Source organism: Streptomyces sp. NPDC027185, assembly GCF_055567035.1.
Map to the genome: position 1 here is coordinate 365,204 of NZ_JBVHRF010000007.1, position 24,958 is coordinate 390,161.

A 24,958-nucleotide genomic window follows, 5' to 3' on the forward strand; every position below is an offset into this window, starting at 1 on the left:
CGGCCGCCCCTACGGCCGGCTCGCCCGGCCCACCTCCGCCGCCGCCGGGAACAGTGCCTCGTCGCCGTCCTTGCCCGCCGTCTCCAGGGCGAGGAGGCGGCGCTTGTTGTCGAGGCCGCCGCCGTATCCGGTGAGGCTGCCGCTCGCGCCGATGACGCGGTGGCAAGGGACGATGATGCTGACCGGGTTGCGGCCGTTGGCGAGGCCGACGGCGCGGGCGGCGGAGGGGGCGCCGAGGCGGTCGGCGAGTTGCCCGTAGGTGAGGGTCGTGCCGTACGGGATGGTGAGCAGTTCGGCCCAGACCCGGCGTTGGAACGGGGTGCCGCCGAGGGCCAGCGGGAGGTCGAAGACGGTCAGGTCGCCGCGGAAGTAGGCGGTCAGCTGCGCGGCGGTGGCGGCGAAGGGCGCTTCGCCGGGGTCGGTGCGGCGGCCGAAGGTCTCCAGCGGCGGGCGGTGGCGGTGGTCGGTCATGTAGACGCCGCAGAGGGCGGGCCCGGCGGCGACGAGGGTGAGCGGGCCGACGGGGCTGGTGTCGAGGACGGTGTGGGCGCGGTCGGCGGGCGGGTTTTCCAGGGGCGTGGTCATGGTGTGCCGTCTCGGTCGGAAGGGCGGGGGGTACGGGGTGGCCGGAGCCGTGGCGTGCGGGGCCGGGGTCAGCCGGCCGGGAGGACGTTGATCGGGTGGTCCTCCGTCGCCCAGAGGTACTGGACGGCGTAGGCGCGCCAGGGGCTCCAGGCGGTGGCGTGGCGGATGAGGGCGGCGGGGGTGCCGGGGAGGCCGAGGGCGGTGGCGGCGCGGCGCAGCCCGAGGTCGGTGGGGGTGAAGGCGTCCGGGTCACCGAGGGCGCGCATGGCGATGCATTCGACGGTCCACGGGCCGATGCCGGGCAGGTCGGCGAGGCGGGCGCGGGCCTCGGCGCGGTCGCCGCCGGGGCCGAGGTGGAGGGTGCCGTCGGTGAGGGCGGCGATCAGCCCGGTGAGGGTGGTGCGGCGGGAGCGGGGCATCGCCAGTTTCTCCGGGTCGAGTCCGGCGAGCGCCCGGGGGGTCGGGAAGAGGTGGGTGAGGCCGCCCTCGGGGTCGTCGATCGCTTCGCCGTGGGCGAGGACGAGCCGTCCGGCGTGGGTGCGAGCGGCGGCGGTGGAGACCTGCTGGCCGAGGACGGCGCGGACGGCGAACTCGTCGGCGTCGGCGGTGCGCGGGACGCGCCGTCCGGGCGCCGCGTCGACCAGCGGGGCCAGCAGCGGATCGCGGCGCAGCAGGCCGTCGACGGCCTCCGGGTCGGCGTCCAGGTCGAGCATCCGGCGGCAGCGGGCGATGGCGCCGGTCAGGTCCCGCAGATCGGTGAGGGAGAGGCGGCAGTCGATGTGGTCGGGGCGCGGGGTCAGCGCGGCGATGCCGTGGCCGTACGGGAGGCGGAGGGTGCGGCGGTAGGCGCCGTCGCGCCACTCCTCCACGCCGGGGACGGCGGTGGCGGCGAGGTGGCCGAAGAGGTTGTCGGGGCAGAGCGGGCGGCGGAACGGCAGCCGGAGGGTGAGGGTGCCGGGCAGCGCGGGGCGAGGGCCGGGCGCGGCGCGTTGCCGCAGGTCACCGGGGGCGAGCGCGAAGACTTCGCGGACCGTCTCGTTGAACGTGCGGATGCTGGCGAACCCGGCGGCGAACGCCACCTCGGCCATCGGCAGTGCGGTCGTCTCGATCAGCAGCCGGGCGGTCTGGGCGCGCTGGGCGCGGGCCAGGGCCAGCGGTCCGGCGCCCAGTTCGGCGCGGAGCTGCCGCTCGATCTGGCGGGTGCTGTAGCCGAGGTGCGCGGCGAGTCCGGGGACGCCCTCACGGTCGACGACGCCGTCCGCGATCAGCCGCATCGCGCGGGCGGTGAGGTCGGCGCGGGCGTCCCACTGCGGGGAGCCGGGCGCGGCGTCGGGACGGCACCGCTTGCAGGCGCGGAAACCGGCCTGCTGGGCCGCGGCGGCGCTCGGGTAGAAGCGCATGTTCTGCGGTTTGGGCGGCACCGCGGGGCAGCTGGGGCGGCAGTAGATCCGGGTGGTGAGCACGGCGGTGAAGAACCGGCCGTCGAAGCGGGCGTCCCGGGACCGTACGGCGCGCAGACAGCTCTGGGTGTCGGTGTGCATGGCTCCAGGATTGTCCGCCGGGCGGCTCGGCGCTGGCGGAAATCCGACATGAGGGTGGGCGGGCCCGGGACCGGGCTGCCCCCGGACCGGGCCCGTTCACTACCGGCAGTCGGCCGCCGCGAAGCGGTCCAGTGCGCCGAGTACCGCGTCCCGGGTGGCCAGGCTGCCCTTGTGACCGGCGTCGTCGATGATCGTCAGCTCCGCGCCGGGCCAGGCGCGGGCCAGTTCCCAGGCGGTCTCCAGGGGCGTGCTGAGGTCGAGCCGTCCGTGGATGAGGACGCCGGGGATACCGGCGAGGCGGCCCGCGTCCCGCAGCAGCGCGCCCTCCGCCAGCCAGGCGCCGTGCGCGAAGTAGTGGGCGCAGATCCGTACGAGCGCCTGCCGGGCGGCGGAGGGACGGCCGCCGTACACGTCGGGCGCGCCGTGCGGTTCCAGGGAGAGCACCGTGTCCTCCCAGGCGCGCCAGTCGGCCGCGGCCCGCTCCCGTACCGCGAGGTCGGGGTGGGACATCAGCGCGGCGTACGCGGTGAGGAGGTCCCCGTCGCGGTCGGCGGCCGGGACTCCGGCGCGGAACCGCTGCCACTGCTCGGGGAAGAAGCGGCCGACGCCGCCGTAGAGCCAGTCGATCTCGCGGCGGCGGGTGGTGGTGACGCTCGGGATGACGATCTCGGAGACGCGGTCGGGGTGCTGCTCGGCGTAGGCGAGGATCAGCGTGGAGCCCCAGGAGCCGCCGAAGAGCAGCCAGCGGTCGATGGCGAGGTGGGTGCGGAGGCGTTCCATGTCGGCGACGAGGTGCGCGGTGGTGTTGTGGCGCATGTCCGTCGCCGGGTCGGCGGCGTGCGGGGTGGAACGGCCGCAGCCGCGCTGGTCGAAGAGGACGACGCGGTAGCGGGCCGGATCGAAGTTCCGGCGGGCGCGTTCCGTGCAGCCGGAGCCCGGTCCGCCGTGCACGACGAGGGCGGGCTTGCCGTGCGGGTTGCCGCAGACCTCCCAGTACACGAGGTTGCCGTCACCGACGTCCAGCATGCCGTGGTCGTACGGTGCGATCGGCGGGTACGGCTCGGCCATCGGGTTCCTCTCGTGGTCCGGGGCGGGTCAGGCGTCGGCGGCGCCGGGGCCCTTGTAGGCGGTGTAGGCGGTGCCCAGTTCGGTCACGTCGACCGAGGCGTGGACCACCGTGCCGGGCGGCACCGCGGCGGTGTGGCGGCGCAGGACGTCCAGCGCGGCCGAGCCCAGCGCCCGCTTGGCGCCCTCCGTACGGCCCGGCAGGATCGCGAACTCCAGGTGGACCAGCGCCTGTCCGGGCTCGTCGTCGCCGACGACGGTCTCCTCGACGCGCTGGAAACGGGTCCGGCAGCCGCCCACGGTGATGCCGTCGTCGGTCGCCGCCGCCACCGCGTGCAGCTCCCGGGCGAAGGCCCGCCGGTCGAGGACACCGTCCAGGGACGCGTCGTAGGAGACGAGGATCTGCGGCATGGGAACACTCCTGATCGCGGTACGGGCCGGGTGGACGGCCAGGTAGACCCTGCCATACGGGGGTGGCGGGGTGGTATCGCGGAGGCGGGTGGGCGGCCCGGCCGGGCGGGGGCGGGGCCGGGCGCTCGGCACGGGAGGCGGGCCGGGCCAGGCGGGCCGCGCGGCGGTGGGGCTCAGGGGGCGGCCGCTCGGCGTCGGCGTTCCGTGCGGGAGGCGGGGCGCCGTCCCGGGAGGTGGGGCGCCGCGCCTGGAGGCGTGGTGTCACCCCGGGCCGGGGCGCGGCTCGACGCGTCCGGCGAGGCAGGGCGGGGCGGCTCGGAGCGGGACGGCCGGACGGGACCGGTGGTCGGTGCTTCCGGACCGGCCGGGCTCCGGCGCGCGGCCCGGCCCGGTCTTCCCGGACGGCCGGAGCCGGGGGAGCGCGCGCCCGGGTCCGGCCGGTCCGGGGGCGTCAGGTCAGCTGTGCGGCGAACGCCTCGTACGCCTGGTCGTCGAAGAGGACGAAGGTGATCTCCTCGACCGCCGTGCGCGTGGCCCGTACCGTCCCGACCGCGATCCGCGCGGCGTCCGCCATCGGCCAGCCGTAGATGCCGGCGGACACCGCGGGGAACGCGACCGTCCGCGCGCCCAGTTCATCGGCGACGCGCAGCGACTGCCGGTAGCAGGAGGCGAGCAGCGCGGACCGGTCCTCGTCCCGCGCGTAGCGGGGACCGACCGTGTGGATCACCCAGCGCGCGGGCAGCCGGCCCGCCGTGGTCGCGACCGCCCGGCCCGTCGGCAGCCCCCGCCCGTACCGCGAGGCCCGCAGATCGCGGCAGGCGGCCAGCACCTCGGGCCCGCCCCGCCGGTGGATCGCGCCGTCCACTCCCCCGCCGCCCAGCAACGAGGAGTTGGCGGCGTTCACCACCGCGTCCACGCGTTGCTCGGTGATGTCCCCCCGCACGAGCGCGAGCCGGGGGCCGGGGGCGGACGGGGCCGGGGAGTCATCGGGTGCGGCGTTCATGGGCGGGAGCTTAGTTCCCGGTCTTGGTGAGCTCTTGGGGAAAGATGCGGGTCGGGGTGACGGGCCGTCACCGGACATCGGTGGTGCCGGAGTGCGGACGCCCGGCTCACGCCCGGGCCAGCAGCCGTGCCTCCTCCTGCGGGGACAGGCCGTGATCCAGCGGTGGTTCACCGCGCCCGCGGTCCCAGGCGAGAACCTCGGCGAGGGTCGTCGCCAGCGGGGTCGCGGGCATCCCGGCGGCCCGCGCCCGCGCCGGGTCGCGCTGCTGGGTGGGCCACTGCGGCACGGGCCGGACGAGCGGCAGCGGCGCCGCCGGGTCGGCGGGCACCGGGACGAGGTCGACAGCGCTGCCCGCGACCCGCGCGCAGGTGTGGATGAGCCCGGCCAGGGTGATCGGCTCGGCGGGGCCGACCGCATGGAACGCGCCGGGGCGGCCGTCCGTCAACAGGCACACCATCAACCGGGCCAGATCTCGCGCGTCAATCACCTGGACCGGCTGTTCCGGGCGGCCCGGCAGGGCCACCCGCCCGCCACGTGCGGCCCGGCGCAACCAGTAGGTGACCGCGTCCTGCGCGTCGTACGGCCCCACGACCTTCCCCGGCCGCACCACCGTCGCCCGCGCGCCGTACCGGGCGAACACATCGTCCTCGCACGCCACTTTGAGAGGCCCGTACGTCTCCTCCGTCAGCTCCTCGGTGTCCCGGACGGGCGGCCGGCGCGGGGTGCTCTCGTCCGCCCCGGCGGCCACCCCCGTCCGGACGTACACGGCCTGGCTGGAGACGAAGAGGTACCGGCCGACGCGGTCGCCGAGCGCGTCCATGGCCTGGCCGACATGGCGCGGCACATAGCCGCTGACGTCGGCGACCGCGTCCCACCTGCCCTTCCGCAGGGCCGTGTAGTCGCCGGTGTCGCGGTCACCGATCCGCCGGGGCACCCCCGGGAACAGTCCGGGCCCCGTCCGGCCCCGGCCGAACAGCGTCACCTCGGCTCCCGCCCGGAGGGCGTCCGCCACGAGGGCCCGGCCGACGAATGAGGTACCGCCGAGGACGAGAAGGCGCATGGCACCCGACCGTAGCGGCACCCGGGCGCCGCCGCCACGGCCCCGGGCGCCCGGCCGGACAGCGGCGGGTGCGGGCCCGCACCCGCCGCAACGGCGCGCCGCTCAGCTCCGCCCGCCGCCCAGATGGCGCCAGACGACGCGGGCGGCGTGGTGGCCGGACATGCCGTGGACCCCCGGGCCCGGCGGGGTCGCCTGGGAACAGAGGAAGACGGCGGGGTGCGCGGTGGCGTACGGGACACGGGCGAGTTTGGGGCGGATCAGCAGGCGCAGGCCCGCGGCGGAGCCGGTGGCGGTGTCGCCGCCGACGTAGTTGGCGTTGCGGGCGGCGAGTTGCGGTGGTCCGGCGACGGCGCGGGCCAGCACCAGATCGCGGAAGCCGGGGGCGAACCGCTCGATCTGCCGCTCGACGGCCTCGGTCGCGTCGCCCTCCCAGCCGTTGGGGACATGGCCGTACGCCCAGAAGGTGTGCTTGCCCTCGGGGGCGCGGGTGGGGTCGACGAGGCTGGGCTGGGTGGTGATGAGGAACGGGACGGTGGGGCCGTCGCCCCGGGACGCGGCATCGAGGGCCGCGGCGATCTCGCCGCTGGTCGGGCCGATGTGAACGCTCCCGGCCCGGCGGGCCTCCTCGGCGGTCCAGGGCACCGGCCCGGAGAGCGCGTAGTCGATCTTGAAGACGCTGGGGCCGTACTTCACGTCGCGGTAGGCGTTGCCGAGTCCGGCGATCCGGGCGAGCGCGGTGGGTGAGGTGTCGAAGACGTACGCGCGGGCCGGCGGCAGGTCATCGAGCCGCTTGACCTCGAAATCGGTGTGGACGGTGCCGCCGTGGTCGCCCAGCAGTCCGGCGAGCGCGTCGGAGATCGCCTGGGAGCCGCCGCGCGCCACCGGCCAGCCGCGCTCGTGCCCGGCGAGGGCGAACATCAGGGCCAGACCGCTGGTGCCGAAGCCGCCGAGCGGGGCCATGGCGTGCGCGGCGAGACCTGCGAGCAGACCGCGGGCCTTCTCCCCGTGGAAGCGGCGCTCCAGAAGGGTGACCGGCTGCATCGCGGTCAGCCCGAAGCGGGCGTACGTCACCGGGTCGCGCGGCAGGCCCAGCCACTGGGTGCGCAGGAAGTCCTGCGCCATCGTGTCCCACCTGCCGAGGAACGGGGCGACGAGCCTGCGGTACGTACCGGCGTCGCGGGCGCCGAAGGAGCGGGCGGTCTCGGCGGCGGAGCGGGCGAGCACCGCGGCCGTACCGTCCGGGAAGGGGTGCGCCATCGGCAGGTCGGCGTGGAGCCACTCCAGGCCGTACCGGGCGAGCGGCATCGCGCCGAACGCCGGCGAGCCGATGCCGAAGGGGTGCGCCGCCGAGCAGGGGTCGTGGTGGAAGCCGGGGAGGGTCAGCTCCTCCGTACGGGCTCCGCCGCCGATGGTGTCGCGGGCTTCGAAGACCTCCACGGCGAGGCCGCGGCGGGCCAGTTCGACCGCCGCCGTCAGGCCGTTGGGGCCCGCCCCGATCACCACGGCGTCCAGCATTCTCGGCACCTGCGCCACTCCCCTCGTGTGCGGCCCCCACCGCCGCGGGGGTCAGTTGGCGGCTGCCAGCAGTCCGAGGATACGCCGGGCCACCTCGCCGTCCCGGGCCGCGGTGAAGGGCAGGGCGTTGCCCCCGGCCAGGGCGAACGGCACTCCGGCGACGGTGGCGGAAGCGCCGCCCGTCTCCTGGACGAGCAGCAGCCCGGCGGCGTGGTCCCAGGCGTTCTCCCAGCTGAAGGCCGTGGCCGCTATCTCGCCGCGGGCGATGCGCAGATACTCCAGACCGGCCGAGCCGCAGGGACGCGGGGCCACGCCTTCGGTGTCGAGGGCGCCGAGCACCCGCTTCTGGTCGTCGGTGGTGAAGTCGTAGTGGGAGATGGCGACTTCGAGGGCGGCGCCCGGCACCGGGGGGTGCGGGACGAGCGGGGCGCCGTTGAGCGTGGCGCCGTGGCCGCGGCGGGCGACCGCCATCAGGCCGAGGGCGGGCGCGTACGTCCAGGACGCCAGGAGTTCGCCGTGGTGGGCGAGGGCGACGAGGGTGGCGAAGCCGGGGTCGCCGTGGACGAACTGGCGGGTGCCGTCGACCGGGTCGACGATCCAGACGGGGGCGTCGCCGCGCAGCGCGTCGAGTACGGACGGATCGGCGTGGACGGCCTCCTCGCCGACCACGACGGAGCCGGGCAGCAGGGCGGTGAGGGCGGCGGTGAGCTGCTCCTCGGCGCGGCGGTCGGCGACGGTGACGAGGTCGTGCGGGCCGTTCTTCTCCACGACGTCCTCGGCGGCGAGCTGCCGGAAGCGCGGCAGGATCTCCTCGGCCGCGGCACGGCGGATCGCGTCCTCGACGGCGGCGGTCTCCTGGAGAGTCGGGACGGCGGTCAGGGGCCGGGTGGGCGCGGCGGTGCGGTGTGCGTTATCTCCCGGATGGCGGTTATCGACTGCTTCGATCATGCGTCCATCGAACCACGACCCACTGACACGGCAGCCGGACCCCAGGTGAATTCCGGGCGCCCGGCAGGCCACGGGCGAGTGCCGCGGCCCGCCCGTGGTCTGCCGCTGACCTGCGGAAAGATCAGCGTCCGACCGCGTATCCCTGCATTCCGCGCGGGTTCGCGGCGGCCGAGAGGACCCCGGTCTCCGGGTCGCGGGCCACCGCGCAGAGCCGGCCCTCGGACCAGGGGCCGCCGACGGTGACGTGGTGGCCGCGGCGGCGCAGTCCGGCGATGACGTCCTCGCCGATACGGGATTCGACGGTGACGGCGCCGGGGCGCATGGTGCGCGGGTGGAAGGAGCCGGGGAAGGAGTCGTTGTGCCAGTTCGGGGCGTCGATGGCGCCCTGGAGGTCGAGACCGGCGCGGACCGGCGCGCGCAGCGCCACGGCGAGGAAGAAGTGGACCTGCCACTGGTCCTGCTGATCGCCGCCCGGGGTGCCGAACGCCATGACGGGCACCCCGTCGCGGAGCGCCATCGACGGGGTGAGCGTGGTGCGGGGGCGGCGCCCCGGGGTGAGGCTGCCCGGCAGGCCCTCCTCCAGCCACGTCATCTGCAGGCGGGTGCCGAGCGGGAAGCCGAGGCCGGGGACGACCGGATTGGACTGGAGCCAGCCGCCGGAGGGGGTGGCGGAGACGAGGTTGCCCCAGCGGTCGGCGATGTCGAGGTGGCAGGTGTCCCCCCGGGTGGCGCCGTCAGGGCCGGTCAGCGGGTCGGTGGCCCCGGGGAGAGCGGCCCCGGCAAGGCCCGTACCGGCAAGCCCCGTACCGGCAAGGTCCGTACCGGGCAGGCCCGTGCCGACGGTCGGTTCGCCGGCGCCCGGGAACCAGGCCGCCCCGGTGGCGCCGGCGGCGGCCGCGAGGGCGTGGCGGGCGAGCCGGGGGGCGCGGCCGTCGGGGCTGCCGGGGCGCAGCTCGTGGCTGGCGGTATCGGTGATCAGGGCGCGGCGGGCGGTGTTGTAGGCGTCGCCGAGCAGCGTGGCGACGGGGACGTCGGCGGCGTCGCCGTACCACGCCTCGCGGTCGGCCATCGCGAGTTTGCAGCCCTCGATCAGGGTGTGGACGTACTCGGCGCTCCCGTAGGGCGGCAGGGTGCCGGGCAGCAGGGCGAGCTGCTGGAGGAAGGCGGGCCCCTGCGACCAGGGGCCCGCCTTGGCGACGGTCCAGCCGTTCCAGTCGTGGGTGACCGGGTTCTCGTAACCGGCGGCGTAGGCGGCGAGGTCGTCGCCGGTCAGGGTGCCCGCGTGGCGTTCCCCGGAGGTGTCCATGGCCGGGCGGGCGGCGAAGCCGGCGAGGGCCTCGGCGATGAAGCCCTCGCGCCAGATGCGGCGGGCCGCCTCGATCTGCGTCTCGCGGCCGGGTCCGGCGGCCTCCGCCTCGGCGATGAGGCGCTGCCAGGTCGCGGCGAGCGGGCGGTTGCGCAGCAGTCCGCCCGGGGCGACGGGACGGCCGCCGGGCAGGTAGAGCGCGGCGGAGGTGGTCCACTCGGTGGTGAACAGCTCCTGGACGGCGGCGATGGTCTCGCCGATGCGCTCGACGGCGGGGTGGCCGTGCTCGGCGTACCCGATGGCGTACCGCAGGACGTCGGCGAGGCGTTTGGTGCCGTGGTCGCGCAGGAGCAGCATCCAGGCGTCGAAGGCTCCGGGCACGGCGGCGGCCAGCGGCCCGGTGCCGGGCACCAGGTCGAGGCCGAGGCCGGTGTAGTGGGCGATGCTCGCCCCGGCGGGCGCGGGACCCTGGCCGCACAGGACGCGGACGGGTCCGCCCGCCGGGGCGAGGAGGATCGGCACCTCACCGGCCGGTCCGTTGAGGTGCGGTTCGACGACGTGGAGGACGAACCCGGCGGCGACGGCCGCGTCGAAGGCGTTGCCGCCGTCCTCCAGCACCGCCATCGCGGACTGCGACGCCAGCCAGTGGGTGGTGGCGGCCATCCCGAAGGTGCCTTGGAGAGTGGGGCGGGTGGTGAACACGGGCGGACTCCTCCGGACGCGGGCGGCCACCGCCCGGGGCGCACCCCGGACCGGCGGGACGGTCGACGGAGCCAGCAGAGCGCACGGGGCGTGCCGGGCGCAATGAGGGGGCGCGGCCCGGGTGGCGGTACGCCCCGGGGCGGGACTGCGCGCGAGCCCGTTGCTGTGTCTGCCGGGGCAGGCAGGCACAGCAACGGAGCCGTCTCCTTCCCTCGTTCAGCCCCTCCCCCTGCTCAGGTCGTCACCTCCGCGGCTTCCTGGGTCTGCTGGAGGTAGGTGAGGACGTCGTGGAGGGTCGGGTGCCGCCACAGCAGGGTGGCGGGGAGTTTGAGGCCGAGGGCCTGCTCCAGGTGGACGCGGAGGGAGAGCGTCATACGGGAGTCGAGGCCCATGTCGAGGAGGGGACGCCTGCGGTCGATCTCGTCGGGCGCCATCTGGAGTTCCCGGGCGAGGTGCTGGGCGACCACGTGGTCCAGGTAGGCGCGTTGCTCCGCGCCCGGCAGCGTCTTCCAGTCGGTGACCTCGTGCTCCTCCTCGCGGGGAGCGGGCACGGGCTTGTGGTGTGCGGCCAGGTCGCGGAGGAGGGCCAGGGGCGTCCCCGTCGGCTCGGTGGTGAGCGGAAGCACCGCCGCGTACGGCACCCCGGACCGCTCGGCGTGTTCCCAGCACCGGAACGCGGTGACGGCCGAGATGTCACCGGTGCCCGACGCGGCCATCTCCTGGCTGAAGACGCCGGTCGCCGTGGCGTAGAGGCCGAGCCCCTGCCAGCCCGGCCAGGCCAGGGTGAGTGTGCCGGAGCAGCCCTGGGCGCGGCGGTACCGGGCGAAGCCGTCGAGGAAGGCGTTGGCCGCGGCGTACCCGGCCTGTCCGGTGTTGCGGATGAGCTGACCGGTGGAGGAGAACAGGACGAGGAAATCCAGGCTGCCGGGGGGAAACAGCTCGTGGAGCACGAGGGTGCCGTCGACCTTGGGGGCCAGGACGCGGTGCAGGGCGGGCGCGTCGAACCGGGCGATCAGCTGGTTCTCGCTGAGGCCGGCGGCGTGGACGACACCGCGGACGGGAGGCAGGTGCTCCATGGCGTCGGCCAGTGCGCGGCAGGTCGCCTCGCGGTCGGCGACGTCGGCCACCGCGGTGTGCACGGTGACCCCGCGCTCCTCCAGTCGGCGGATGGCGTCGATACGGTCCCGCACCGCCGTGGGGTGCTCGTCCCCCCAGGTGGCGCGAGGTGGGAGCGGGGTGCGGGCCAGCAGCAGGAGGCGGCGGGCGCCGCGGTGGGCGAGCCGGCGGGCGGTTTCGAGGCCGAGGGCCCCCAGCCCGCCCGTGATGAGGTAGGTGCCGTCCGGCCGGCACGGCGCCGGAAGCCGTGGCGCCGTCCCGGGCAGCGGGGCGAGGCGGGCGACGCCCACGCCGTCGCCATGGATCAGATAGGTGTCCTCGTCGGCCGTATCGCCCAGTATGGACAGCAAGGTGGCGGCATCCAGGCCGGCGGGGTCGGCGACATCGATGTGCCCGCCCCACAGTTCCGGGTGTTCGCCGGCGACGGCGCGGCCGGCACCGAGCAGCGCGGCCTGCGCCAGGCCGTCGAGCGTGTGCGCGGTGGCCGCGTCCTCGGTCAGGCACCACAGGCGCGGCCGGTGGCCGGGGGGAAGATCGGCGAGACACTGCGCGGTGCGCAGGAGGGACCAGGTGCGTTCCTCGGCCGCCCGGCCGACCTGGCGTGCGTCCGGCGTGGCGGCGGCGACCACGACGGCGACGCGGCCGCCCGCGGCGGGCACCAGGGCCGTGAGCGCGTCGGGGCCGTCGGCGAGCGTATACGGAAGGGGGGCCGCGGCGAGGACCTTGTCGAGCCACGGGGGCACCGCGCCGTCGGGGGCGACGACGATCAGATGCGACGGGTCCTCCCTCGTCCCGGACGGTGTCCAGGGACGCCGTACGACGTGGTGGGTGATACGGCGGGGGTCGGGGAGCCGGCCGGTGCCGTCGCCGTCGAGGGCCCGGAAGGAGAGGCCGCCGACGACGGCGACCGGCGCCCCGTCGACGCCGGTGACCTGGATGTCGATGCCGCCGCCGTCCGGAATCCTCCGCGCATGGACCACGAACTCGGCCGGGGGACTTCCCTGGACACCTACGTGGCGGACGTGGGCGGGCATACGGGGCCCGTCCTCGTCCAGGAGCAGCACGGTGGTGATCGTCATCGCGGCGTCGAGGAGCGGCGCCCAGTCGGTCCCGGGGTTCACGAGGGGGGCGGGCGTCCGGAAACGGGCCCGGATGTCGTGCGTGCCCCGCCACACGTCGCCGACCTCCCAGTCGAAGCCGAATCCCGCCACTCCGAGCGGGGCGAGCGTCTCCAGGAGCCGGGCGGGGTCCAGCGGGGTGTCACAAAGCGACCGGAGACGCGGGGCCGCGTGGTGCTGCTCCCCGCCGCTCGTGTCCAGACACGCCGTGGTGTGGGTGAGCCAGCTCTCCGGGGTCTCGGTGCCGCTGGGGCAGGAGTGCAGGGCGAGCATGCCTTCCCCCAGCGTGACCTGCACGTTCCGGGCCGGATCGACCGCTATCGGGGTACGCAGCGCGATATCGCGCAGGGCGAGGGGGTGACCGGCGTGGTGGGCGGCGTTCAGGAACGTGTTGATGAGTACGGCGGCGGGGACGATGTCGACGCCGTGCACCGTGTGTTCCTTGGGGTAGGGGCGCCGATGGCGGTCCACCAGCGTCTCCCACAGGTACTGGGTGGCCTGCCCCGCGAGCGCGGTGACGGAGCCCAGCAGGGTGTGTGCCTCCGGGTCGTGTCCCCCGCGGCGGAGCGAGGTGTCGCACCAGTAGCGGGTGTGCTGCCAGACCATGCCCGGGAGGTCGGCCAGCCGGCCGTCGTACCGGGGTACGGACCGGTCCACGCGCATACCGGCGCAGTGCAGCTCTGCCAGGTTGGCGACCACGGCTTCGGGTCCCGTGCCGCGGCGCAGCGAGTGGGCGACGGTGAAGTCGTCGAGGTCCCAGCCGCCGGCCACCGTCTCGGTGAGGGAGTGGGTGACGATGGGGTGGCTGGAGACCTCCAGGAAGACCCGGTGCCCGTCCTGAGCCGCCGCTTCGACGGCCTGACGGAACCTGACCGGGTTGCGCAGGTTCGCCTGCCAGTAGCGGCCGTCCCTCGGGGCGGCCGACCGGGGGTCGTCGAGGGCGGTGCTGTACAGGGGCACTGACGGCTCATGGACCGTGAGGTCGCGTACGGCGTCGGCGATACCGGAAAGCATCGGGTCCATGTGCGCGCTGTGGGAGGCGATATCGCTCTTGACCCGCCGGACGAAGACGTCCTCGGCCTCCCACCGCCGGCACCACCGGTCGACGGCGGAGGTGTCACCGCTGATGACCGCGGAGACCGGGGAGGAGTACACGGCGAGCGAGACCGCCGGGTCGTCCGCCAGCTGGGCGGCGATCCGGTCCGGCGCCAGTCCCACCAGCGCCATCGCGCCCTTGCCCTGGGCGGCGCGCATCAACCGCGCCCGGCGGCAGGCCAGCCGGGCGCCGTCCGCGCGGGACAGCACCCCGGCGGCGACGGCCGCGGCGATCTCGCCCAGGGAGTGCCCGACGACCGCGGCGGGCCGGGCGCCGTGTGACCGCCACAGCGCGGCCAGGGCGGTGTGCATCAGGAAGGTGAGCGCCTGGACATGGGCGATGTCCTCGATCGGGCCGCCGGTCAGTGCCGCCCTGGGGTCGAGGTCCAACTCCTCCTGGAACACGGGCGTCAGCGCCGCCACGACCTCGGCGAACACCGGCTCCGTGGCCAGGAGTTGCGCTCCCATGGCGGGCCAGTGCGCGCCCTGCCCGGAGAACACCCAGACGGCGTCGGCGTCCTCGTGCCGCACGCGGCGCAGCACGACGCCCTCCGCCTGACCGTCCTCGGCCGCACGTGCCAGGCGGTCGGCCAGTTGCGCGTGATCGGCGGCGACGACGGCCCCGCGCCACGGCAGCGCGGACCGGCGCCTGGTGAGCGTATGGGCGACCGAGGACAGCGGCGCTTCCGGGTGGCCGTCGAGCCATTCCTTGAGGGCGGACGCATTGGCGGCCACCCCTTCGCGGGACATGGAGGAGAACGGGAACAGGCGCGGTGTCCGCCGCTGCGAACCGTCGGCCCCCGCCGGGGAGAGCGGGTACGGCGTGTTCGCGTGCTGCGCCGGACGCTCGGGTGCGGCCGGCTCGGGGGCCTGTTCCAGGATGAGGTGGCCGATGGTGCCGCCGGCTCCGAAGCTGGATATGCCCGCGCGCCGCGGATGTCCGCGGTCCGGCCATGCCGTGGGCTCCCGCACCACGCTCAGTCCCGAGGCCGCCCAGTCCACCGCCGGGTTGAGCGCTCCCGAGAACCCGGGGGCCGCCGGAATGGTTCCGGCCCGCATCGCCAGCACCGTCTTGATGACACCGGCCACCCCGGAAGCCGATTCCAGATGGCCGATGTGGGGCTTGACCGAACCGATCAGGCAGGGATCGTCCGGGGTCCGGCCGCGGCCGAAGACCTCTCCGAGGGCCGCGGCCTCCAGCGGGTCGCCGACCGCGGTGCCGGTGCCGTGGGCCTCCACGTAATCGACCGCCGACGGCGCGATCCCCGCCCGTGCGTACAGCGTCCGCAGCATGTGGGCCTGAGCGGTGTCGCTGGGCGCCATGAACCCGGGGGTCCAGCCATCCTGGTTGACGGCGCTGCCCACGATCACCGCCAGCACCCGGTCGCCCGCGTGCCGGGCGTCCGCCAGCCGCTTCAGGACGAGAACGCCCACGCCCTCGCCGCGTCCGTACCCGTCGGCCGCGGCGTCGAAGGGTTTGCTCATCCCGTCCGCGGACGTCGTTCCCGCGTCGGTGAGCCCCAGCAGCGGAGCCGGGCCGATCATCAGGTGGGAGCCGCCGGCCAGCGCCAGCGGAATCTCGCCGGACTGCAGGCTCCGCACCGCGAGGTGCATCGCCGCCATGCTGGACGAGCAGGCCGTGTCCACCGAGATGCTGGGGCCGAGGAGGTCGTAGAGGTGGGAGATCCGGTTGGGCACGCCGTAGTGCATCCCGCCGGAGATCCGCAGGGCGTCGACGCCGGGGATGTCGCTCAGGAGGCGCCGGCCGTAGTCGCTGTCCGCCACCCCCATGAACACCCCGGTGTCGCTGCCCGCGAGGGCGCGGGCCGGGATTCCCGCATGCTCCAGGGCCCGCCAGCAGACCTCCAGCGCGATCCTCTGCTGCGGGTCCATCACGTGGGCCTCGCGCGGGGAGATGCCGAAGAAATTCGCGTCGAACCCTGCGATGTCGTCCAGGAACGACCCGTACTGCACCGTCCGCCGCAGCAGCCCGGCGACCTCCGGACTGTCCGACAGATACGGCTCCCACCGTTCCCGGGGGACCGGGCCCACCGTCCGCTCTCCCGACGTCAGCAGATGCCACAGCGCTTCGGGGGAATCGGCGGCTGACGGGAACCGCAGCGCCATCCCGATCACCGCTACCGGCTCAAAATCCCTGCTATCAGACTTTGTCGCCATTCAACCGTCCACTTTCCCTCAAGTCCACCCACGGCCATTCGGCTCATTTCCACCTGATGCCGTGGAACGTCCGTATGACAGGAACTCCCCGAACGGGGACACCCGCCGCACCCCACCCGACTCCGACCTGCGGTTATGCTCGCCAACCTCGCGAACCGATAACCATATGCAGCAGAAGATCGGCAGAGCGTGATGATCATGTCGACCGAGATCGCGCCTGCGCCACAAAGAATCAGCCAAATAATCTTTCGGCCCGGACAGGGTCAGGAGGCCGCACGAGCCCGGCGGAAGACGACACCGCGGCACCGCGCCGGAGCGGCGGGGAGGCGGCACGGCGGAGAAGCCGCCCGTGCGCAGAACGACGGGCGGGCACGACGAAGCGGGGGACGCCGGACCGACGCCCCCTCGCCTCTGCTTTCCGCTCCTTCTTTACTCCCGAGCCCGCGGAACACCGGGGTCCGGGCCGCCCTCGGCGCCCGGACCCCGCCCCTCACAACTCCGCGTCGAGCGGCAGCCGGTGGACGCCCGGCAGGTACTCGTCCAGTTCGCCGGGGGTGAAGCGGGCCATGCCGACGACGTGCCAGAACTCGCCGGTGACCTCGCCCTCGTACTTGTAGCCGCCCTCGGGGGTCAGCGCCGCCCAGCCGCCGGAGACGCCGATGAGGGTGGCGTGCGGGGTGGGCGGGCAGTTCGGTGCGGGGATGTTCCACAGGCGGACGGTGCCGTCCTCACCGGCGCTGGCCAGGCGGGTGCCGTCGGGGCTGAAGGCGAGGGAGAAGATCCGGCCGGTGTGGCCGGTGAGCCGGGCGGTGCGGGTGCCGGTGCGGGCGTCCCAGAGGCAGATGACGCGGTCGTCGCCGGCGGTGGCGAGCAGCGGCAGCCGGGGGTGGGCGACCGCCGCCCAGAGCCTGCCGTGATGGCCGGTCAGGACGTGGCGGGGCGCGCCGTCCCGCCAGATCAGGGCGGTGCCGTCCCAGGAGGCGCTGGCCAGCCAGTCGCTGTCGGCGCCGAAGGCGACGGCGTAGACGCGGTCGGCGTGGCCGTCGAGTTCGGCGGTCATCCGGCCGCTCTCCTGCTCCCAGAGGCGGACCCGGCCGTCGTCGCAGCCGGTGGCCAGCGCCGCGCCGTCGCCGCGGAAGGCGATGGAGCGCACCCGCCCGCGGTGGTCGGCGAGGGTGGCGACATGGGCGCCGGTGGCGCGCCACCACAGGCGGACGGAGTCGTCGTCGTTGGCGGTGGCCAGCAGCGTGCCGTCGGAGCTGAACGCCTCGGCCCAGGTGTGGTCGGTCTCCACGTCGATCTCGCGCAGGTACTCGCCGGTGACGGCGTTCCAGAGGTAGACGTCGCCGTCGTTGCTGGCGGTGCCCAGTATCGGGCCCGCGGGGCTGAAGGCCGCGGAGATCAACCGGTCGCCGCGGCCGGTGAGTTCGGCGGTGCGGCGGCCGGTGCGGGCGTCCCAGAGGCGGACGACGCCGTCGTTGCCGCTGGTGGCGAGGCGGGCGCCGTCGGCGCTGAACGCGACGGTGTTGACCCGGCGGCCGTGCCCGCGCAGGATCCGCTGGCCCTGGCCGGTGTCGGCGTCCCAGATCTGCGCGCCGCCGTCGTTGCCGACCGTCACCAGCTGGCTGCCCTGCGGGCGGAACCGGCAGGCCCAGGCGGAGCCGCGGTGTTCGACGGGCTGCTGCCGCAGCAGGCTGATGGCGCGGTGGCCGCCGCTCAGCGCGACGCGCCACAGCCGGACGGTGCCGTCGCTGTCGCAGGCGGCGAGGAGCCGCCCGCCGTTGCCGAACATCACCTGGTAGACCGCGCCGGTGCACCGCTCCAGGGCGCCCGCGGGCGCGCCGACGACCGGGTCCCACAGCCGTACCTGGCCGTCGGTGTCGCCGCTGACGAGGAGGTTGCCGTCGGGGTGGAAGTCGAGGGTGTAGACGCGGCCGGTGTGGCCGGTGAAGGTGTGCAGCAGCCGCCGTCCGGCCAGGTCCCAGACGCGGACCGTGCCGTGGCCGTCGGCGCCGTGGTCGCCGGTGGCCAGCAGCGTCCCGTCGGGGCTGAACCGGGCGCGGAACACGGCGTGTTCGTGGCCGTCGAGGGTGCCGGTGCACTCTCCCGTACGGGTGTCCCAGATACGGAGGTCGGCAGCGGCGTCGCCGGTGACGAGGGTGCGGCCGTCGGCGCTGAAGACCGCGGTGTAGACGGGGGCGGCGTGGCCGGGCAGTTGCTGGAGCGGCTCGCCGGTGGCGGTGTCCCAGAGGGTGACCAGACCGTCCGCGTCGCCCGTGGCGAGCAGCGTGCCGGCGTCGTCGAGGGAGACCGGCCAGACGCCGCCGGGGTGGATGTCCAGGCGGTGCATCTGCCGTCCGGAGACCGGGTCCCACAGCCGGACGGTGCCGTCGGCGCCGCCGGTGGCGAGGACCCGGGAGCGGAACTTCACCGCGTACACCCGGCCCTCGTGCCCGTGGAGGGTGCGCAGCGCGCGGCCGGTGTCGGCGGCGCAGACCAGCACCCCGCCGTCCTCGCTGCCCACCGCGAGGAGTTCCCCCTCGGGGCTGTACGAGAGCGGCTCGGGCAGCCGGCTGGTGCGCATGTCGAAGCCGTACGGGACGCCGACGGCGGCCGGGCGGAAGCCGACCTCGACGGGCATACCGGGGGCGACGGCGGCGGTGCGCAGTTCCGGCGCGGCGCGGACCTGCGGGTCGAGGAGCGGGTCGATGAGGGCGGCGCGGTGCCAGCGGCTGCGGGCCAGGACGGCGCCGCGCAGATCGGCGCGGGTCAGACGGGCGCCGCGCAGATCGGCGCCGGTGACGTCGGCGCCGGAGAGGTCGGCGTGGTCGAGGCGGGCGCCGTTGAGGCGGGCGTCGCGCAGTACGGCGCCGGAGAGGTTGGCGCCGATCAGGCGGGTGTCGGTGAGGTCGGCGCCGGTGAGGTCGACGCCGGAGAAGTCGCGTCCGGAGAGGTCCTCGCCGGAGAGGCGGGCGGCGCGCAGATCGGCGCCGGCGGGGACGCGGAGCCGGTCGATGACGCGGACGGCGTTGGCGCGGGCGGCGTCGCTGACGCCGGGCCCGGGGGCGTTGAGGACGGTGCGGACCCAGGCGGTGGACAGGTCGTGGTCGGCGAGGTCGCAGAAGAACTCGACGGCCAGGGCGCTCAGCGGGCGGGCGGCGAGCAGGGCGCTGTCGCCGTCGGCGAGGCGGTCGGCGGCCTCGCGGGCGACGAGCCATTCGACGACGGAGCCGTGGATGAACTGGAACAGCCCGTCGTCGGTGCGGATCAGCAGCGATCCGGCGCCGACCGCCTGGGCGCTCTCCTGGGTGGTGAGGGTCGTCCCGGCGAGCCCGGCGAGGGCGGTGGCGACGGTGTCGGTCAGCTCGTCGAGGTGGAGGGCGCTGCGGCCGGTCTCCCACAGGCGGCGGGCGAGAGCGGTGACGGCGGCCCAGAGGTGGTCGAGGGTGAGGCCGGGGGCGGCGCCGGGGCCGCCCTGGCCGCGGCGTTCCTCGTGGGCGAGCCAGGCGGTGAAGACGTCCTCGTAGAGCCGGGCGGGGCTCAGGGCGCGGCCGGCGCCGGCGACGGCGCGCAGCTGGTCGGGGTCGAGGTCGGCGACGAAGCTCAGCAGCCGGGGGTTGGCGCACAGGGCGAGCAGGTCGGGGATGGCGGCGAGGAGTTCGAAGCGGCGGGCGGCGGTCTCCTCGTCGCCGTAGCGGCCGACGAGGTAGGCGCGGATCTGTTCGGGGACGAAGCCCTCGACGGCGAGGATGCGGCGCTGGGAGAGGAGTCCGACGCGTTCGCCGAGTGCGGTGAGGACCTGGTCGCGGGACTTGAAGTGCTGGGTGCGGCTGCTGACGACGATCTTGGCGTTGTCGACGGCGGCGTTGAGGAGGACCTGGAGGTGGTCGGCGGCGCGGTCGTAGCTGACGCGGTTGACGAGTTCGTCGAAGCCGTCGAAGAGGAGGACGACGCGGCCCTGGGCGAGCATGTAGCGCAGGGCGCGCAGGTCGATGGTGTCGACGTCATGGCCGGCGAGGTGTGCGGCGACGAGCCCTTCGAGGCTGTGGGCGCGGTCGAGGGTGTGCAGCGGGATGAGGATCGGGGTGAGGTGCGGGAGGCGTTCGGGGATACGGCGGGCCAGCTCGCGCAGGGCGAAGGTCTTGCCGTGGCCGAAGTCGCCGAGGAGCAGCAGGAAGCGGCCGTGGTCGGTCTCCAGGAGCTGGAGCATCTCCTCGACGAGGTGGTCGCGTACGTCGGCGTCGGGGCGTTCGGCGTCGCGGAAGCGCTGCGGGAGGTAGAGGTCGGGGGCGTAGCGGTCGTCGTTGCTCAGCCGGGCGGTCTGGGCGGTGACGTAGGTGCGCAGGTCCAGCAGGCCCTGGAATTCGAGGAAGCTGCGGACGCGGATGCCGCGGCGCCCGGCGCGCTCGCGCAGCGCCTGCTCGGGCGGCGGACCGTCGTGGACCAGCTCGGCCTCGGAGGTGGTGTCGGTGGCGTGCACCTGGGCGAGGAAGCGGTCGAGTTCGGCGTCGGTGGGGGTGCCGGGGTGCACGGCGACGCGCTGCTGGCGGATGACGCCCTCGTCGCTCCAGGTGACCATGATCTGGGTGAGGTCGTCGGGGGCGGTGCGGGGCACGTCGCGCAGGCGGACGCCTTCCTGGCGGGCGCGGCAGACCTCCTTGACGCGTTCGGCGAGGGAGTCGGCGGGCTCGGCGACGGCGCGGTGGTCGGCGGGCGGGACGGCGGCCGCGGCGCCCGGTGCGGCGGGCTCGCCGGGCGGGGCGAAGATCCGGCCGGCGCCCTGCCAGCTGACCGGGAAGACGGCAGGTTCGGTGCCGCCCTCGCCCGTCCAGCGGGTGACGCCGTCGGCGGTGACGTGCAGCAGCTCGAACCCGGCGGGGGCGGCCGAACCGTACAGCGGCAGTGCGCCGTTCTGGAGCGGGAGGTGGTCGTGGGAGGGCTCGCCGCCGGTGGTGCGGGGGCCGCCGCTGGGGCCGTGCAGCACGAAGTGGAGGCGGGGGGCGGCGAGCCGGGTGAAGGTGTCGACGTCGCGGAGGGTGCCGGGGCCGCCGGGGGCGTCCTGGGGGCGGCGGCGGCCGGTGAGCGGGTGGCGGAGCGCGCCGATGCGCAGCCAGCCCTCGTCCTCGTAGCCGCGCAGCGCCTCGGCGAACCAGGTGGCCTGGTCGCGGCCGAGGAAGCCGTACTGGTCGTCGGGGCGGTGGCTGGAGGCGATGGAGGAGTTGAACCCGGCGATGACGGTGTGGAGTTCGGGGACCGGGAAGAGGGTCCAGGGCTGGTCGCTGTCGAAGACGGTGTCCAGGCCCTCGTAGAGGCCGCGGAAGAGGCGGGTGTAGTGGCGCCACTTGGGCCAGTACGGGGGCTGCGGCGGGATCTCGTCGGCCTCGCAGGTGTGGAAGTAGCCGCGGCAGGCGGCCTGGCTGACGTCCTGGTTGCCGGGGACGACGACGACACGCTGCGGCGGCAGGTCGAGCTGGGAGCGCAGGCCGGTGAGGAAGCTGAGGGCCTGGTCGCACTCGCGGGGGCTGCCGGAGGCGGTGAGGTCGCCGGTGACGACGAGGAGGTCGGGTGAGGGCGCCCCGGCGTCCTTCAGCTCGACGAGGTCGCCGCGGATCTCCCGGCGCAGCGCGTCCGGTTCGCGGCCGCGGCCGAAGTCGGGCCCGGCGAGGTGCAGCACCGTCAGCGCGCCCTGGTCGCGGGCGGGCCCGGGGGCCTGCGGGTACTGCGGGGCGCGGGCCGGGCGGCGGCGGCCGGACCAGCCGGTGCGGCCGAGCGGGCGCTGCCGGTCGTCGGGGGCGGTGGCGGGCGCGGGCAGCTGGAAGGAGCCGGTGGCGGTGAGGGAGCCGGGGTAGCCGGGGCTGTGACCGGGCCGGGCGTGGCCCTCGACGGCCTGGCCGACGCGGGTCAAGAGCATGCTCCGGGCGGTCGCGGGGTCGGTGACGCCGACGAGGTCGACGTAGGTGATGGTGGCGAGCAGGCCCTCGATGGGGATGTCCTCGACGCGGACGGTCAGCAGCTTGCGTTCGGGCTGCTCCGGTTCGGCGCGGAGGGCGGCCTGCCACTCCATGCGGCCGTAGGTGGAGCGGCCGTAGTGGCCGGAGAGGACGGCGATGACGGCGACGGATTCGCTGACGCCGCGGTCCATGAAGTCGATGAAGTTGGTCCCGGCGACGAAGTCCCACGCCTGGATGACGGTGCGGTACCCGGCCTCCTCCAGGGTCCACGCGATCCAGGACGCCCATTGTTCGTCGGCGGGCGAATAGCTGATGAAGAAGTCCAAGTCGCGCGTCCGGCCGAGCAGTTCCCCGTCAGTCACCATGCGCCCATCGTAGGAGGTCGCGGCGGGCGGGGCAGGCGGTTGAGGGGATCATGTGTACGGGCCGGTGCCGGGGGCCGGGCGCGGGCGCCGGGCCGTCCGGGCGGCGCCGGGCTCCGGCGTGTGGGGGCGGGCGGCGGGCGCCGGAGCCTTCCGCCGGGGCCCTTGATCCGTACCTCTCCCCCGTCCGGTCCGGGCGGGTGTGCGACGCTGTCGGGCGTGCGCTTCCTCAAACGTCTGCATCCCCTGGACTGGCTCGCCGCCGGGCTGCTCGCCTGCGGTCTGCTGTGCGTGGTCACGGGGCTGCTGCCGACCGCGCCGGCCGGGGAGGCGATGGCGCGCATCGGGCCGCTGCTGGCGTTCCTCGCCACGGTGATCGTGATGGCCGAACTGACCGGCCGGGCCGAGGTGTTCGACGCGGTGGCGTCCTGGGTGGCGCGGACCGGCCGGGGCAGCTATCCGCGGCTGTTCGGGCTGTGCGTGCTCTTCGCCTCCGTCATCACCATCGCACTGAACCTCGACACCACGGCGGTGCTGCTGACGCCGGTGATGCTGGCGCTGGCCGGGCGGGTCGGCATCGCGCCGGTGCCGCTGGCGATGACGACGGTCTGGCTGGCGAACACCGCCAGCCTGCTGCTGCCGGTGTCGAACCTGACGAACCTGCTGGCGTCGGACCGGGTCGGCCTCTCCCCCACCGAGATGGCGGCGACGATGGGCCTGCCCCAGCTGGCCGCCGTCGCCGCCACGACGGTGTGCCTGTGGGGCTTCTACTGGCGGCGCGGGCGACGGGGCGCGCAGACGTACGTACCGCCGGAGCGGACGGCGCCGGCCGATCCGGTGCTGTTCCGGGTGTGCGCGCTGGCGTGTGCCGGATTCCTGGTGGCGATCCTCGTCGCGGACGTCCCGCTGTGGTCGGCGTCGCTGACGACGATGCTGGTCGTGGTGGTGGCGTTCGCGGTGCGGCGCCCCGCCGAACTGCGCTGGTCGCTGGTGCCGTGGCGGCTGCTGGTGCTGGTGCCGGGGATGTTCCTGGTCGTCGAGACGGTGAACGCGCACGGTCTGCACACGCTGCTGACCGCCGCGGTGGGGCCGGACGGCGGGCTGCTCGGCATGTTCCGCTCGGCGGGCGTCGGCGCGGGTCTGTCCAACGTCCTCAACAATCTGCCGGTCTACATGGCGGGCGAGGCGGCGGTCCCGGTCGGCAACCACCACCAGCTGCTGGCGCTGCTGATCGGCACCAACGTCGGCCCGCTGGTCACGCCGTGGGCGTCGCTGGCGACGCTGCTGTGGTTCGAACGGTGCCGCGGCCAGGGCACCGTCATCCCGCTGCGGCGCTTCGTGGGCACCGGTTTCGTCCTGGCCGTGACGGCGACGGCGGCGGCGACGGCGGCGCTGGCGGTGGGGTGAGGGGGGCGCCCCGCAGCGGCCGGTGACGCCCCGCCGGGAGCAGGCCCCACCGGGACGGACCGGCGGCCGCCACTCCCCCGTGGCCGCCGCCTTCCCGCCCGCCGCGCCTCAGGCCGCCCGCGCCCCGGCGACCACGTCGAGCAGGTACGTCAGGGTGTCGGCGCGGGCGGCGACGAAACTGCGGTCGGTGTCCGGGCCGGTCGAGCCCACCGTGAAGGGGCCGCCGCTCAGGGTGCGGAACTCCACGCCCGCCTCGGCGGCCAGCAGCGCGCCCGCGGGGAAGTCGATGCCCTCCGCGCGGTAGCCGACGAAACCGTCGATCGCGCCGCGCGCCAGCATCGACCAGCCCAGCAGCGGAGCCCACAGCTGGAGCACCCGCCGGGCCCGGCGCTCCAGTTGACCGCGGAGCCCGGCGGCCACCGGGTCGGCCCGGCCCACCGCGTGCCCCTGCGTCCAGGCCACCACCGGTCCGCTGCGCGGCACCGTGCCGGACGGTCCGGGGAGCCGGTCCGGGCCGCGGGTGGCGCCCCCGCCGCGGATCGCCTGCCAGGTGCAACCGGTGACCGGTTCGTGCACCACACCGACGACCGGCGCGCCGTCCACGCACAGCCCGATGCCGACGGCGTACGCGGTCAGGCCGATCGCGACGTTGTTGCTGCCGTCGAGCGGGTCCACCAGCCAGGTGCGGGCGCCGGCAGCGTCGAGCAGGCCCGCCTCCTCGGAGAGGATCCGGTCGTGCGGGAAGTGGGTCTGGAGGCGGGCCAGGATGATCTTCTCGGCGGCCAGGTCGAGATCGGTGACGACATCGCCCTCGGCGTCCTTCACCCCCACCGCCCGCGCCGCGCCGAACCGGCCGCGCAGCAGCGCCCCGGCCTCCTCGGCGGCGGCGACGGCCACCCGCGCCTCGTGCGCGTACGGTGCGGCGTCCCGGTCATGCGCGCTGCTCGGCATGGATCCTCCTCAGTGCTGTGCGGACGGTCCGTTCGGTGTGTTCCGCGCCGCACAGCCGGCGCACCGTCCGGTGGCCGCGGCCGTGCAGGGGCCCCAGGGAGAGGTCGGTGTGGCCGGGCAGCGACCGGCCGAGCACCAGCGTGGCGGCGGGCTCGTCGCGCGTGACGACGGTGGCGTGGAACTCACCGGCCGGCAGGCGGTACGTCTCCCCGCTGCCGCTGGCGGCGGCGGGGCCCGGCTCGCAGCGCACCAGGCGGGAGGTGGGCCGAAGCGTGTCGACGCCGGAGGGGGCGCTCGCGACCTCGAAGACGCGGTGGGTGGGGGCGTGCGCGGCGTCCGTCACGGTCACCGGGAGGTTGCCGACCCGGCCGTAGAGGACGTAGCTGTGCAGCTCCCAGCTGTGGGCGTGCATGGGGGCGGCGGTGGGGTCGGGCCGGGCGCCGGTGCCGAAGAGGTGGACGCAGACGCCGCGGGCGCCGTCGCGGTCCAGCGGCAGGCAGAGGAAGCCGAGCGGGTGGTGGACGGCGCGGATCGCCCGCCGGCCGTGGGCGATGTCCTCCAGGACGGCGGTGACCCCGGCGCGGGGCGCCTCCCGTGGTGTGCCGGGCCGGAGCAGTCGTTCGAGCGTGTCGTAGTCCATGAGC

14 protein-coding genes are annotated in these 24,958 nt (G+C 75.3%); 1 reads left to right on the forward strand and 13 read right to left on the reverse strand.

The genetic code is table 11. The features are described from left to right. Nucleotides 1–9: 9 nt before the first annotated feature. The 11 genes from ACZ4M8_RS23990 to ACZ4M8_RS24040 all read right to left on the reverse strand — a co-directional run bounded on the left by ACZ4M8_RS23990 (nucleotide 10) and on the right by ACZ4M8_RS24040 (nucleotide 21,959). Nucleotides 10–585 (reverse strand): methylated-DNA--[protein]-cysteine S-methyltransferase, encoded by a 576-nt coding sequence (locus ACZ4M8_RS23990; protein WP_467610506.1) that lies wholly within the window; start codon nucleotides 583–585, stop codon nucleotides 10–12. 68 nt (nucleotides 586–653) lie between these two features. Then, on the reverse strand, nucleotides 654–2,126 hold the full coding sequence (locus ACZ4M8_RS23995; protein ID WP_467610508.1) for an AlkA N-terminal domain-containing protein: 1,473 nt from the start codon (nucleotides 2,124–2,126) through the stop codon (nucleotides 654–656). Nucleotides 2,127–2,225: 99 nt separating this feature from the next. Beyond that, entirely contained in the window at nucleotides 2,226–3,194 is a 969-nt protein-coding gene (pip, locus tag ACZ4M8_RS24000) for a prolyl aminopeptidase (RefSeq protein WP_467610510.1), read from the reverse strand. Between the two features lie 27 nt (nucleotides 3,195–3,221). Further along, nucleotides 3,222–3,602, reverse strand: a complete 381-nt coding sequence (locus ACZ4M8_RS24005) for a 5-carboxymethyl-2-hydroxymuconate Delta-isomerase (RefSeq protein ID WP_467610512.1) — start codon at nucleotides 3,600–3,602, stop codon at nucleotides 3,222–3,224. A gap of 451 nt (nucleotides 3,603–4,053) precedes the next feature. Beyond that, a complete protein-coding gene (locus ACZ4M8_RS24010; RefSeq protein ID WP_467610514.1) occupies nucleotides 4,054–4,605 on the reverse strand; it encodes an O-acetyl-ADP-ribose deacetylase in 552 nt (183 codons plus the stop codon). A gap of 106 nt (nucleotides 4,606–4,711) precedes the next feature. Then, nucleotides 4,712–5,665, reverse strand: a complete 954-nt coding sequence (locus ACZ4M8_RS24015; RefSeq protein ID WP_467610516.1) for an NAD-dependent epimerase/dehydratase family protein — start codon at nucleotides 5,663–5,665, stop codon at nucleotides 4,712–4,714. 102 nt (nucleotides 5,666–5,767) lie between these two features. Continuing rightward, complete coding sequence (locus tag ACZ4M8_RS24020) at nucleotides 5,768–7,180, reverse strand: phytoene desaturase family protein (RefSeq protein ID WP_467610518.1); 1,413 nt, start codon at nucleotides 7,178–7,180, stop codon at nucleotides 5,768–5,770. 51 nt (nucleotides 7,181–7,231) lie between these two features. Further along, nucleotides 7,232–8,128, reverse strand: coding sequence for an inositol monophosphatase family protein (locus ACZ4M8_RS24025; RefSeq protein ID WP_467610520.1), 897 nt, complete (start codon nucleotides 8,126–8,128; stop codon nucleotides 7,232–7,234). Nucleotides 8,129–8,249: 121 nt separating this feature from the next. Beyond that, nucleotides 8,250–10,136, reverse strand: a complete 1,887-nt coding sequence (locus tag ACZ4M8_RS24030; RefSeq protein WP_467610522.1) for a gamma-glutamyltransferase family protein — start codon at nucleotides 10,134–10,136, stop codon at nucleotides 8,250–8,252. A 233-nt stretch (nucleotides 10,137–10,369) separates the two neighbouring features. After that, a complete protein-coding gene (locus tag ACZ4M8_RS24035; RefSeq protein WP_467610524.1) occupies nucleotides 10,370–15,643 on the reverse strand; it encodes a type I polyketide synthase in 5,274 nt (1,757 codons plus the stop codon). Between the two features lie 490 nt (nucleotides 15,644–16,133). Then, entirely contained in the window at nucleotides 16,134–21,959 is a 5,826-nt protein-coding gene (locus ACZ4M8_RS24040; protein WP_467610526.1) for a WD40 domain-containing protein, read from the reverse strand. Between the two features lie 216 nt (nucleotides 21,960–22,175). Here ACZ4M8_RS24040 and ACZ4M8_RS24045 point away from each other — a divergent pair, with 216 nt between their 5' ends. Further along, nucleotides 22,176–23,363: an ArsB/NhaD family transporter gene (locus tag ACZ4M8_RS24045; protein ID WP_467610528.1), complete on the forward strand. Its 1,188-nt coding sequence runs from the start codon at nucleotides 22,176–22,178 to the stop codon at nucleotides 23,361–23,363. A gap of 108 nt (nucleotides 23,364–23,471) precedes the next feature. On the opposite strand, the gene ACZ4M8_RS24050 is transcribed toward ACZ4M8_RS24045, so the two are convergent. Together ACZ4M8_RS24050 and ACZ4M8_RS24055 are read right to left on the reverse strand one after the other, a co-directional pair. After that, nucleotides 23,472–24,314 (reverse strand): inositol monophosphatase family protein, encoded by an 843-nt coding sequence (locus tag ACZ4M8_RS24050; protein ID WP_467610530.1) that lies wholly within the window; start codon nucleotides 24,312–24,314, stop codon nucleotides 23,472–23,474. Beyond that, the gene (locus ACZ4M8_RS24055) at nucleotides 24,295–24,954 is read right to left on the reverse strand and encodes a hypothetical protein (protein WP_467610532.1); all 660 of its coding nucleotides are present in this window, start codon (nucleotides 24,952–24,954) and stop codon (nucleotides 24,295–24,297) included. Before ACZ4M8_RS24055 ends, ACZ4M8_RS24050 begins: the two co-directional genes overlap by 20 nt. Nucleotides 24,955–24,958 lie beyond the last annotated feature (4 nt).